The organism is Clostridium yunnanense, assembly GCF_016595795.1.
Lineage (GTDB): Bacteria > Bacillota > Clostridia > Clostridiales > Clostridiaceae > Clostridium_AR > Clostridium_AR yunnanense.
Genome location: NZ_JAENHN010000037.1, coordinates 343,919 through 356,418, shown reverse-complemented (window position 1 = coordinate 356,418; position 12,500 = coordinate 343,919). Strand labels below are relative to the sequence as shown.

Genomic DNA, 12,500 nt, shown 5'->3' with positions numbered 1-12,500 from the left:
AAAAGGAGGTAGATATTCATGAAAATATCAAAACTAGCTATAGATATAGGCCACAATGTGCAGTTTGATGGGGGAGCAGTAGGTATAAGATCAGAAAATGAGCTTAATTATGAGGTAGGAACAAAGCTTATAGAAAAATGCAGAGCTGCAGGTTTGACTGTTATTAACTGTACTCCAAGTAGAGCAATAAGCTTATATGACTCTTTAAATAAGAGAGTTGAAGCAGCAAATAATAACAATGCTGATTTCTTTATTTCCATTCATCATAATTTATGTACTGGAGGTCATGGATCAGAGATATTGTGTATCCCAGGAGGGAGAGCTGAAGAAGTTGCTAAAATAATTCTTCCTGAGATTGCAAAGTTAGGTTTTACGAATAGGGGAGTTAAGTCAAGAAATGATTTGTTTGTTCTAAAAAACACTAATATGTCTGCGATACTTATAGAATGTGCTTTTTGTGATAGCCCTATTGATATGAATAATTATAATCCAGAGAGTATGGCAGAAGCAATATTTAAAGGGATTTGTAATGCCTTTGAATTAAATTCATCGGAGCGTAATAATCCTGCTGAGCAACCTAATTATTACACAGTGGTAAGAGGTGATACCTTATGTTCAATTGCTAAAAGGTATGGCACTACTGTTCAAAAAATAACTTCACTTAATAATATATCAAATGCTGATATTATCTATATAGGACAGAAAATTTTAATCAAATAGAATATTTCAAGTATATATATAAGTAAGTGCTGTAATAGAAATAGATAATATTACTTATTAAACCAACCCCTTATAAGATGTAATTTTAATTGCATCTTATAAGGGGTTATATAATTAGGTTAAATTTTATTTATAGATTTCAGAATGATTAATTTATAAGTATGCTGGAAAGCACAATTATAGAAATTATATGAATGGTATTTATTATTACATATAATAATAATCCTAAATGTATAAATTTTTTGCCCAATATAAGTTGAGACTCATTTGCTTTTTGCATGGATTTATATAGGAAAAACAAAAGAAATAATGGTAAAACAACCTTTATAATTGTGCATAAAAAAGGATTATTTATTATATTACATAGAAGCAGGTTTGCTTCAAAAAAGTATCCTGAATTGACAAGAATTAATGTAAATAGAATGTCAGTGATATTTAATATATATAAAATAATAAACTTTTTTTTAACGCTTTCTAAATCATATGACCTTAACAGTGATAGCAAACAATATCAAACTCCTTTCATAAAAAGATTATTTACCAATATTAACCTTTTTATTCAAAGTTAAGTCTACCTAAGCCTTTACAAACCTTCCAAAAGAAAAAAAGGTGTAGTTTTTTAATGAAGTGTTTATGTATTTTATACTAAAAGCGTCCTATTTGCATATTCTATATTATAAGTAATATGCAGGGGGAACTATGATGGCAATGATCAAGAATAAAAATAAAAGGGTTGCACTGAAGCCTAAAAAAAAGACAATTATTAATATAAAGTCAAAAACACATGAAGAAATAGAGTATTGGGCAAGTCTCATCAAAGAAGCTATGATGTACAAAGAATATTGAAACTCTCTGCAATATAAAACCTATATAGTATTAAGATATGATTTGACTGGGCACATAAAAATATAAATGTGCTAAGAAATATTCAGATATAAATGTTGAAACCTTATTATAAATTTGAGTTTTTCTTAATTTATTCATTAGCCGTTTTAATTACTTCTAATTTAAAATAAATTTATTAAAAGAGTTTGTGCAAGCTTTGGGAGCCTGTAATAATATGACCATTGAAGGAGATTATGGAGGGCTAGTGGAGCTTGTACAAACTTTCCTATTTGGCTTAAATGAAAATATAAAGTTTAATAAGTGTCAGCAATAGGAGAAGCTGGACCAGCTAAGTAATGCTTGTACTAGATAAATGGACATGCGTTGTTGCTAGTATAGCTTCTCTTTTTGCTGATTTTGTTTATAAGAAATTGAAGTGAATAGAATGTGTCTTCAGCATCTTATTTATATGAAGCTTCTAGGAAGAACGGGAGGGAAAGCAATAAAGATTAAAGAACAAAAGAGGCAGGTAGGGGAGTCATAGTATCATTTATACCCACAGTACATACGCTTGTCCATTTGGGAGTAGCCGCTAAACATTCTTTTGTGAAGTGTACAAGCAAGGACCACAGAGGAAGTCTTAAGAGCTTGCTTGTAAATAGGACTGGCATTGACCTTAGATACCTGCTCAAGAGCTGCCTGTCCTATGGCATTTTCACAAAAGAGGGTGTTTAGCGAAGTGGACAAGCCAAGTATAGTTTTAGAATTAGTTATTATATGAGACTTACTGATTTTGAGTATAAGGAATAAAAAAGATCTTAATTTGAATTTGTGGTACAATGGGATTATATTACAAATATATTGTGAAAATGATTTTAATTATGACAATAAGATAAATATGTTGCTTACTCTGGATAGGCTTATTATATCTACAACGTGAATTTGAAATGATTTAGTTATAGTATAAAAAACATAATTATAAACTATCAAACTAGCTTAAATAACAATTAATAATATAAGGTTGGTGAAACGCATGAAAATTGGGGAAAATATATATAAATTAATTTTACTAGACACTAATGCTCTAAGAGAAATAGTTACTAATACGAATTTATCTGGAGAAGGATTTTTTTCTAAGTTTTTTAAAGGAAAAGATTTATATGCTCCTTGTTTCTCCATTTATAATGTAATTGAGTTAATGCCTTATGAAGATATCTATGAGAAGTTTTTAGATTTTTTCAGTAAAGTGCCTAGCCTTATGATTTATCCAGCTAAGACGATCATCCAAGAGGAGTATCAGAAATACTTAAATGGACAGACGCTGCAAATAACAAATAAAATTGCAAATGTCTTTAGTCCTCTTGTTAACAATGAAAGTTATAATTGTAAAAAATTTTTTGAAAAAATAAAGTGTAATACAAAGCTAATGAAAACCATTCAAGATGAAATTGCACAGTTATCATCTGTGGCAAAGTCATGGGAGCAACAACGATTGGATAGTAGAAAGATATTGAATAATATGAAATTGTCATCGGAAATAATTGATGAAAAATTTTATAAGATGCAGGAGAGGGAAACTATTATCAAGGATTTGAGTAATTGGGGCATTAAACCACAAAAAACAATAGATATAACTGCACTAAACTCTCTTAGAATCATGGAGTATTCTCAATTTAATCGGGTATATATGACCAATAAGAAAGTACTTCCTAACGATGTAATGGATATAAAGATAAGTTGCATTATTCCATACATAGATGCGGTAATTACAGAAAATTTCCAAGCAAATATATATATAAAAGCACGTAAGCTGATACCAAGACTCAACAAATTAGAAATATATACACTAAGGGATATTAGGATGAATGAAAGACAATTAAGGGAGGTATTGAAGTGAACTGCCTAAATTATTGTAATACGAAATACTATTCTGAAGATAAGTCCGATATTATACTCACTCAAGTTCAGAATAAAATTAATAAAGATATCAATAACATCGCACATGAAATGTTATTCATTTTTTCTAATGTAATAAATAAAGAACCAAGCTGTTATTTTAACAAAGATGTATATAATCAAACATTTAGAAGAATGGAAGCGCTTCTTGATGAACATTCTACTTCCATTAAGTTTAATGATGAAATAATGGAGCATTTTTTAATTGGGTATCATACATATAGGCAGATTACTGACATTATTAATAATTTAGGTAAATTAAATGATAACCCTGAGATCAAAAATCGTCTTTATCGCATTCCAACTTATATATCTATTGTAGAAGGATGTCTTACTAATTTATTCCGAGTAATCACTTTAATACTCAATCAGACATCTCAAAAGGATTTTGCGTCTATTAAAAAATTAAAACCTATATGTGATGTTTTGAGAAGCAATGGATTTGATCTACTCGTTACAGATATAGATGTGAATGTTAGGAATGCAATAAATCATGGAGGTATAATTTTTAAGCAAAATGGGAGGACAATAGATTTTCAATTTACCGAAAATAGGATATCAGTTGTTCATTCAATGAGTATATACCAATTCGATGATCTAATTAATAAAGTATATGATATTGCAAGCGGTGTTTTACTTGGATTATGTAGTTTTATGAATAACCATATTGATTTAGTAGCAGTAGATAGGAGCCAAAAATTATTTATTCCTTTTTGCCTTTTGTCTATGGAGTTAAGTATTCCTGGGATATATATCAGTAGTATTAGTGGACTTCTTGATTATAAACAACTAAATGTTGATATTGAAATTGAGAATACAGATAAAACATATATTATGCAAATTGCAATTTTATTAGCAATACTAGTTTACGATAGATATTGTGATTATCAACAATATATGTTTTTCTTTAGTAGCGAAAGGCTACAAGGAAGTTGGGTACGATTTACTAATCAAGAGATAAAAGATATGATAAAGGGTATTAGAGCTTTTGATGATGTAATTAAATCAGTGATGGAAAGAGGTGATTGCATTATTTTTGATGTATCAACAGAACAAATTGATATGCAAGAAATAAAATATTACCGGTTTCCTAATCATTCAGAGGAAGATTATAAAGTAAATAACATTGAGGATGCAAGTGGTGTAGATAGAAAGCGATTAAAAGCTCATTTATTTATTGGAGATATTTCGGAAAAGGAGGAGATATTATCGATAATCCATAGAAGCATACATTGGTTAAAAAGCGTCAGAAATGTACCTTCTCCAACTCTACCACACAAATATGGAACTATGGATGCAGATGCTCTTTACATTAATGTATATAGAAATGACACGAGAGCAAACAAAGAACTACTTCCAAATAATAAGAATTTTGTTTGCTTCATAGACTACAATATTAGTGGTGAGACGACACTGGAACATGGTGGATTACCGGTAATTATTTGGAATAAATTGTATCACGAAAAGTTAGAAAAGATTCAGATTGCATGGCGTGATGGTATATTTGCAATAAAGAAATCGACTAAGATAGGAAGAAATGACCTTTGTCCTTGTAAAAGCGGTAAAAAGTATAAAAAGTGCTGTGGTAGCAAATTATAGAGAATTTAATTAGTTCGCTAAAAATTCATTTGGTAAACATTCCATTATTATTGATATAAGAATTTTATATTAGGTATAAGTGAGTATATGCAGATTTGAATTACATATACCCACTATATCCTATCTAAAACTATTATTAGAAGACTCCTTTATTCGTTAACCTCAATACATCTCATAAGACAATCCAATCCCCCACTAACTAACCTCTTAAGGGTAGAATTACATACGCACAGTAACTTACAACAATCCTCATAAGTATATTTCTTTTTCTTTTTACACCTCTAATCCTCTCACCTGGCTCATTAAAATAGAAATAATAATACTTATGAAAGTACTCAAGTGGTAAATTAAATTTTTCACATACTTTCCTTATACTTTCAGGCTTAGGAATAACATCATGAGTCTCACAATGAAGTACCGTATCAAAATGCTGATCTATAATCTTAGCAAACTCCTTTTGATTTAAGTTATGTACTTTTCTTAGTTTAATTATTTTTCACCAATAGTTTTTTCTTCTAAATACTTATACATCTCAGCATATAAATTTAATTGATAGGAAGAAAAGATATTCTTAAATGTTGCACCTGAGTTCAGCTTGGTAGGGAAAATTGCTTAGATGCAAGAAATTGTAATTGTAAGACACAAAGTGCAAAATTATTTAATTATAAAATAAAGCAAATAATTCTATGGCTCTATTTATCTTTTATAAATACGAATAAAGTCGTTTTTTATTTTGAGGTACGGGAATAAATATCACCACTATAGTTATTGTAGAGTTAACGAAGAGGTTTGATGCATTAAACACAATTTAATGGAAATTAGTGTTATTGAAGGTTATTATTTTAGGAGGATATCAATTATGGAGTTTATATTACAAGATACTGACATTTTTGATGAAATAATAGATGATAAGTTTAGGAGAATTGTATCCAAGAATATTGATAATTTTATAAAGAACAAGGTTTACGTATTTGTAGTAAGTTTCCACATGAATCTATTGGGTGATGTTAGGTTTAAGAGTTTTGACGTAATAAACAATAAGATTAATAAAAGATTAAACAATTCAACAACTAATCAGGTGCTGAGACATCAGCTAGAAAGAATGAAGCATGTTCTTGCTGAAAATAATATAGACATATATTTTTCTACAATCCAAGGGGATAGCTTAGAAAAGGAAAATATGATAAAGATAGAATTATATGAAGATACAACAACCCCATCTGGAGCTGTGAGAAGAAAAAAGGAAAAACAAATAAAAGTTACATATGTAATGCCAAACTTGCCTTACATTAAAAATTATGTTATTGATTTTAGAGCAGAAAGAATAAGCAAAAAATTTTATGACTTTATGGAAGTAATTAAAGATAAAAGAATAATGTCAGAAATATTGCAAATAGAACATACTGAAGATGATAACAAATTATTAGTGGCTTTTGCAGATCAATATGGAGTTTTATGGTTTTCTACAAAGGAAATAGAAAAGGAATTATCAGAACAAATTAAGGAAAGAACTTTAGCTGCAATGGTAAGTGTAAATAGAAAGTTATAACATGTAAGTAGAAATCTTAACATTATTATAAACACTAATGAAAATTAGTATTAATCATAGAATGAGTCTAGAAAAAGGTGATTTAGAGCAATTGCAAAACAGTTATAATAGACATATACTTATCTACCTTGTAAATTCATTTTTCTATCTCAAAATCAATGGCTCTAGCAGGTTATTCTAGAGCCATTTTAGTGAGTTTTTTTGGGAAGATAGCGCTTGTTCGCCACGGTTGACGGAGGAATAGGAATAACTAAATACGATCCGGTGAAATTTATATTTTTGTGACATTACAATAACAGCATTATGTTTGAAAAAAAGATTATTTTTATGGTTGAACAACTGAAAAATGTATTAATTAGTATTGGTTATTTAATTGTAACTTCTCCTTCGCCTAGGTTTATATCATTAGATGAATCAGATAAACGTGTGAGGACGATTTTGTATTTTCCTGGGTTTGTTAATTTTATGGGGATTGCAAATGTATTCCAATCTTGATTTACTTGTTCATCCTTACTATCAACGATACTTTCAGTAGTACCATTTTCGTAATAGATAGCTATTTTAATTTTTGTAGTTTTAAATGTAGCAGGTGTTACAAACTTAACGTAGACTTGTCCTGCTGAAAAAGTTGTTGATGAGTTTATTGGATTAAGATTGTTATCGATTTTTTCACAAAAAATAACCTGACCTGACAAATTGGACTTTGATATTGTGTTGAAACTTGAAGTTGTATTGGAACTTCTATTGACAGTGCCATTTGCTCCCTTATATGCTCCAATGGAAGCATTTATAACTGTTCCTAATAATCCAATTATGCATAATATTATTCCTGTAATAGCGAGTCCTTTATTTTTACTATTTCTTTTTTTAATACCTAAGATTAATCCTACAATTGTTATAGGTGCACCGATAATAGGTATAATCCATGCTATTAAACCTATTATTCCAAGAATGAATGATACAACAGCTCCACTTCCATAATTATTTTCCTTTACATTTTGCATATAAGGGCCTCCTTCTAAATTTAGGTTGAAAAGTTATTTGTATAAGAGTAAGAATTTTGCTTTCAATAACAAAGGATTTTTTTATGAAAAGGCCTCTGCCTGAGCTTCTGCTTTCTCTCTATCCCATCCTCTTCTTACCATTTCTTCGATTGCTTCTTGTTTCATTTTTTTAAGTTTTTCAATAATTTCTTCTGAGAGTTCTTGATTATTAAGTTCCATATTTTCACCTCCTTTCAAAATAACTATTTTTTACTATCCACATATGACCATCTTCTCCGATTAATAAATTTTCGGTTTCATAATTATAAGATTTAATAACATGGTTATTTTTCCCCAGTATAGCGTTTATTTCGTGAATATACTGTGCAAAGTGTTCCTCAAATTCATCAACAAGTTGATTAATCTTTATTTGTTCAATAATAAGAATATCTTGAAGTTCTCTAAGTTCAGTAGCAACTTTTAATGGAAGTGCCCCTATATATTTTCCTTTCTTGCTTGCTAATTCATCATTTTCTTTATAATCATTTCCACCTAGATGATTACGAGATTTTAAATTTATAACTTTAGCCATATTAATCCTCCTATTAACATTTCATCATTATTAATATACATAGGCATGTTTAAATTCTGCACGGATTAAAATTATCATAATAAATAAACCAATGGAGCTGTGAGCTATGCTAAAAGTTCAACAAGTTATCCTATTGGAGAAAGTAAACAAATACTTAATAGGAGAGTTAAAACAGCAAGCATAAGTATGTAGATAATATTACAATTAAAAAATTTGGACTAGCTTCTTGCAGACTTTACAGGTTCTACTTCTACAATGATTAGTTTCAAAGAAGTTATAAAGGCTGCATGGTCGCTTGTCCAAACTTTCCTTTAGTGCATAGTATAAAAGTAGTTTAAATATCAAAAGAGCTTTATATATATGAAGAAACTAACTTAGCGAAAGAATGTAGTTAAGTTGGTTCGGAATATATAAGAAGCTCTTTTTTAGTACAGGAATATAGCAGTGCATGAATAGAGCTTTAGCAAAGTAAGTAGAAGTTCAATTTGAGTTAATAATATCAATGGCTTTTAGTAGTTTTGATGAATAGCTTTCACGGAGTGTGGGTGGTAGAGTGAAAGGTTATACATCAAAACAAAAGCAAAAAGGCCGGTAAATTTTTCTGTGGGTGGGTGGGGGAGAAAAATTTATCGAGCGATAGTTAAAGAATAATTGAAAAAGATTACATTATAAAAAGCCATAGCAATAGTAGATCCAATATTGGAAAGGTCACTTTTAGTAGAATTAACATATGGAGTATTGACTATAAATAGTGCGTTTAGTGTAGTTATAGGAAATATGTTACGCAAAAATAGCGCTTTAGCACATGATTGTCACGCCAGCTTGCTGGATTAGCGTGCATAACGAGTATATATAGGAATAGCTATAGCAATATATATGTACTATGAAAATAAGGTTTTAGAAATATGAAATGATTTAAGTATGAAATGAAAGCAATGTAAAGGTAGCATGGAAGATTTGCGGAACAATAATGGGAGTTAAAATAAGCAAATATACGGGGAGGGTTGTGGGTAGATAAAAGTTAGCTTGTATCTAAGAGAATATAAAATAAAGAGTTTGGATATGCGCTTTCTAGTCTTAAGTTAGTGAGTGATAGTTAGCTAAGGATATTAAAGACTAGGTAGTGCATATCCAAACTTTCCTCATATAAGGACCACATAGGAATGCTGATGAGAAAGACATATATAATGCTGTGGGTGGAGGAAATAGGCAGAGTTTATTAGCAAAAATACAGGGTGGGATAGTTTAATGAAAGGTGATTTTCAGCCATCTTTGCTCGCTGGAGAGGAATACAGGATTAGGGAGAGCAATTGTGGAGGGAAATCACTTCTTTAAAAACTTAAGATTTATATAGTTCGCAATGAATACAGTTATTCATATATAGTATAATAAGTAGCGTTCGATATATTGTAACCACAAAATATATTAGTTAATTGAAGCTATCTGTGTGACATGTTGAATTGCATAATGAAAATTACGTGCAAGTCAATACTCACAAGTATTAAGAAGTTCTTTCAATAGATTTTCTGACTGAGAAGTTTCTAAATTAATTATTTCTAATAAAGATGGTATTGTTTTAGATAAAAACCATATTGGTATTCTATTAGAAAGTATATTTAAGCAATCTAGATCAACTTCTACTATTGATGTACATGCATAACCATTTTTATCTTCGCTGATACATATAACGCTATCTTTTTTACTAGAAAGATTCCATACCTTAGCAAGATTTACATTTCCTAAATTTGTATACAGATAACTTGTGTTTTCATAGTAACCTAATTCATTTACCCATATATAAGGAATGTGATTTGGAGTAATATTTAGTAGATTAAGCACTTTTTTATCTAAAAGCTTTGAAAAAATTGTTATATACATTTCTTCAGTAATGTTAATAGCAAATTGCTGCTCAATACTTTTGAAAATTCGATACGAAGATCTAATGATTTCTAGTTTTATTTGTAAAATTTCTTCTGTAGTCTTCTTACGGCTAGATGAGTCGAATAACTTTTTATAATCGACGCTAGAACAAGATGTGTTTTTCTTATGACAAAAGTGAGTCTTTTCTTGAGAGTTTTCAGCTCTCAAAAATAAATTATTTCTACAAAATGGACACATGATTATTTGAGGTTCTTTATTTGTTTTTTTTAACAGGCAGTACTGATCAACAGTATAAATTTTATTATTTGAATCGATACAAGTATACATTTATTTTACCTATATAGAATTATCAATTATATTATATGAAAGAATAGTGACCTTAATGCTAAAACATAAATGCAATTTGATGATATCATCGTAATTTTAATAATATATTTAAATATATTAGAGTAAGATGTGAACTGCTCTATGAAAATTTAACAGTAGATTTAGTTAAAGTTTTGATTGAATAAAAGAAACACTCATGGATAAAATAACCATAAACAGAGAGGTGGTGATTTTTCATGAGGAAGATAGGTATAGTAATTTCTATTATATTAGTTTTATTAAGTATAGCTACTTTTACTAACCCAACTAAGGGAGATTATATAAACTGGGTTAAAGAGTCATCTCAAAAGAGCCATTCTTTATTAGAAAAAGGATTTATAATTTTACTTGGTGATACTGTAGTAAATAATACAACTACATCTAATAATTTTGTAATTTTCAGTAGTTATAATACTAAAATCGGAAGTGAAAAAATAAAAACAATCGGTGCATTCAATAACTTCCTTACAATAAGCGATGTAGATACAGAGCAAGCATCTAAGTAATTTTTGTTCCACATAGTTCCCACACCTTTCCCACAAAAGCCTTGAAATGCTATGAAAAAATATGATAGAATATAGAAATTAAGACTAGTAGAATCCTTAGATATGAATGGATTTGGACGGATAAATTAAGTGTGGTTTGGAATCAGGGGTTCGATCCCCCTACGGGCTACCATAGTAAATAAATCTAAGGTTTACACGATTGTGGATCTTAGATTTTTTTTGTTTTTACGAACTTTTCATGCTGTAGGTATGGGAAGAAACCTTGAGAGTTTTAAAGGTAGATTTCTGTTCGAAGAAGTATATCTCTGTATAGATTAATAGGAACGAAAAGATATATACAATAATGTAATTACATGATATATTTATGAAGAAAAGTGCAATTGTATAATATTTTTACAAAAAGTGATGTTGCATAAGGTAACTTATAACGGAGTATTTAGGGGGAAATGTTTTAAAATGTCAAATAAAAACAGAGTAATTGGATTAGAAATTCTTAGAATAGTTGCATGCTTTTTAGTTATCTTAAGACATGTAACAGATAGTTATGGTTCGATTATTGCAAAAGATAATTTTAGGACAATTTCAATTCTTAGAAGCATATCATATACTGCACTACCTTTTTTCTTTTTAATAACTGGATATTTTTTATTTAACTATAAGGATAAGGGGTATAAAGCTTTTTTTTCTAAGAAATTTAATAGAGTTCTAATTCCATATTTATTTTGGGGTATTATTTATATTTTATATTTAAACATGTTTACTACAATGAAAATTGGATATGATATAGTGAAGTTATTTCTAACTAATAGCATATACACTCATTTCTGGTATGTATATTATGTTATAGGGGTATATATATGCACCCCATTTTTAAGGAAATTTGTGGACAAACTAAGCAATAAAGATTTATTATATATAATTTCTGTGTGGTTTGTTCTTTGTATCATAAATCCTATACTTAGGAATTTTAACTATGGAATTCCTATAACATTTGTATTTTCTGATTGGTGGGGATATATAATTATAGGCTATGCTATGAGAAGAGTACCTTTCTCAAAGGACATTTTTAAGAAGGTGCTGGCAATATTAGCTTCTACAGTAATAGTACTTACAATGATAAATAGTTCAATGTTTTTGACAAGTGCACTAATTAAAATACCTCTTATTAGTGAGATGTCAATAACGCAGCTAATTATTACAGTAAGTATATTTTATATTTCTATATATGTAAACAATTTTATTCAAGATAGGATTACTGATAAAGCATATATTTTAATTGTAAACATATCAAGCTTAACTTATGGTATTTTTTTAATACATAACCTGATACTGTATAGCTTTGTCATTAAAATGTTCGGTATTAATATAACTCCAACATTTATCCACCCTTTACTCGGATCGCCAGTGCAAGCACTTTTGATTTTTATGATATCGTTAATTACAGTATTTTTAGTAAGTAAGATACCTTTACTAAAGAAAGTATGTATATAATAAGTATATAAAAGACAAAAAGGTAAATACTA

Annotated in this window: 12 protein-coding genes; 7 read left to right on the top strand and 5 right to left on the bottom strand. The window is 29.1% G+C overall.

The features are described from left to right. The first annotated feature begins 18 nt into the window (after positions 1-18). Complete coding sequence (locus tag JHL18_RS13020) at positions 19-720, top strand: N-acetylmuramoyl-L-alanine amidase (RefSeq protein ID WP_200269815.1); 702 nt, start codon at positions 19-21, stop codon at positions 718-720. 148 nt (positions 721-868) lie between these two features. On the opposite strand, the gene JHL18_RS26595 is transcribed toward JHL18_RS13020, so the two are convergent. After that, positions 869-1,225 (bottom strand): DUF5658 family protein, encoded by a 357-nt coding sequence (locus tag JHL18_RS26595; protein ID WP_420839225.1) that lies wholly within the window; start codon positions 1,223-1,225, stop codon positions 869-871. Positions 1,226-1,422: 197 nt separating this feature from the next. On the opposite strand from JHL18_RS26595, the gene JHL18_RS13015 reads away from it, so the two are divergent. The 4 genes from JHL18_RS13015 (at position 1,423) to JHL18_RS13000 (ending at position 6,649) form a co-directional block, all read left to right on the top strand. After that, positions 1,423-1,566: a hypothetical protein gene (locus tag JHL18_RS13015; protein ID WP_200269813.1), complete on the top strand. Its 144-nt coding sequence runs from the start codon at positions 1,423-1,425 to the stop codon at positions 1,564-1,566. 1,012 nt (positions 1,567-2,578) lie between these two features. Continuing rightward, positions 2,579-3,442: a hypothetical protein gene (locus JHL18_RS13010; protein WP_200269811.1), complete on the top strand. Its 864-nt coding sequence runs from the start codon at positions 2,579-2,581 to the stop codon at positions 3,440-3,442. Next, positions 3,439-5,100 (top strand): YecA family protein, encoded by a 1,662-nt coding sequence (locus JHL18_RS26470; protein ID WP_338025467.1) that lies wholly within the window; start codon positions 3,439-3,441, stop codon positions 5,098-5,100. Before JHL18_RS13010 ends, JHL18_RS26470 begins: the two co-directional genes overlap by 4 nt. A gap of 859 nt (positions 5,101-5,959) precedes the next feature. After that, entirely contained in the window at positions 5,960-6,649 is a 690-nt protein-coding gene (locus JHL18_RS13000) for a hypothetical protein (RefSeq protein ID WP_200269809.1), read from the top strand. A gap of 365 nt (positions 6,650-7,014) precedes the next feature. Here JHL18_RS13000 and JHL18_RS12995 read toward each other — a convergent pair whose 3' ends face one another. From JHL18_RS12995 to JHL18_RS12980, 4 genes are all read right to left on the bottom strand, one after another. Further along, positions 7,015-7,653: a DUF4190 domain-containing protein gene (locus JHL18_RS12995; protein WP_200269807.1), complete on the bottom strand. Its 639-nt coding sequence runs from the start codon at positions 7,651-7,653 to the stop codon at positions 7,015-7,017. A gap of 81 nt (positions 7,654-7,734) precedes the next feature. Next, positions 7,735-7,872, bottom strand: a complete 138-nt coding sequence (locus JHL18_RS12990) for a hypothetical protein (RefSeq protein WP_200269805.1) — start codon at positions 7,870-7,872, stop codon at positions 7,735-7,737. 4 nt (positions 7,873-7,876) lie between these two features. Further along, positions 7,877-8,224, bottom strand: coding sequence for a hypothetical protein (locus JHL18_RS12985; RefSeq protein WP_200269803.1), 348 nt, complete (start codon positions 8,222-8,224; stop codon positions 7,877-7,879). Positions 8,225-9,709: 1,485 nt separating this feature from the next. Next, positions 9,710-10,312 carry a hypothetical protein gene (locus JHL18_RS12980; protein WP_200269801.1) on the bottom strand — a complete coding sequence of 201 codons (603 nt, stop codon included), beginning with the start codon at positions 10,310-10,312 and terminating at the stop codon, positions 9,710-9,712. Positions 10,313-10,668: 356 nt separating this feature from the next. Between JHL18_RS12980 and JHL18_RS12975 the strand changes: the two genes are divergently transcribed. After that, positions 10,669-10,977 (top strand): DUF4359 domain-containing protein, encoded by a 309-nt coding sequence (locus JHL18_RS12975; protein ID WP_200269799.1) that lies wholly within the window; start codon positions 10,669-10,671, stop codon positions 10,975-10,977. Positions 10,978-11,433: 456 nt separating this feature from the next. Continuing rightward, positions 11,434-12,468, top strand: a complete 1,035-nt coding sequence (locus tag JHL18_RS12970; protein ID WP_200269797.1) for an acyltransferase — start codon at positions 11,434-11,436, stop codon at positions 12,466-12,468. Positions 12,469-12,500 lie beyond the last annotated feature (32 nt).

Bases quoted from the DNA above. Each gene is read 5' to 3' on its own strand.
- JHL18_RS13020 (WP_200269815.1), top strand. From the start codon at position 19: ATGAAAATATCAAAACTAGCTATAGATATAGGCCACAATGTGCAGTTT.
- JHL18_RS13015 (WP_200269813.1), top strand. From the start codon at position 1,423: ATGGCAATGATCAAGAATAAAAATAAAAGGGTTGCACTGAAGCCTAAA.
- JHL18_RS13010 (WP_200269811.1), top strand. From the start codon at position 2,579: ATGAAAATTGGGGAAAATATATATAAATTAATTTTACTAGACACTAAT.
- JHL18_RS13000 (WP_200269809.1), top strand. From the start codon at position 5,960: ATGGAGTTTATATTACAAGATACTGACATTTTTGATGAAATAATAGAT.
- JHL18_RS12995 (WP_200269807.1), bottom strand. From the start codon at position 7,653: ATGCAAAATGTAAAGGAAAATAATTATGGAAGTGGAGCTGTTGTATCA.
- JHL18_RS12990 (WP_200269805.1), bottom strand. From the start codon at position 7,872: ATGGAACTTAATAATCAAGAACTCTCAGAAGAAATTATTGAAAAACTT.
- JHL18_RS12985 (WP_200269803.1), bottom strand. From the start codon at position 8,224: ATGGCTAAAGTTATAAATTTAAAATCTCGTAATCATCTAGGTGGAAAT.
- JHL18_RS12975 (WP_200269799.1), top strand. From the start codon at position 10,669: ATGAGGAAGATAGGTATAGTAATTTCTATTATATTAGTTTTATTAAGT.
- JHL18_RS12970 (WP_200269797.1), top strand. From the start codon at position 11,434: ATGTCAAATAAAAACAGAGTAATTGGATTAGAAATTCTTAGAATAGTT.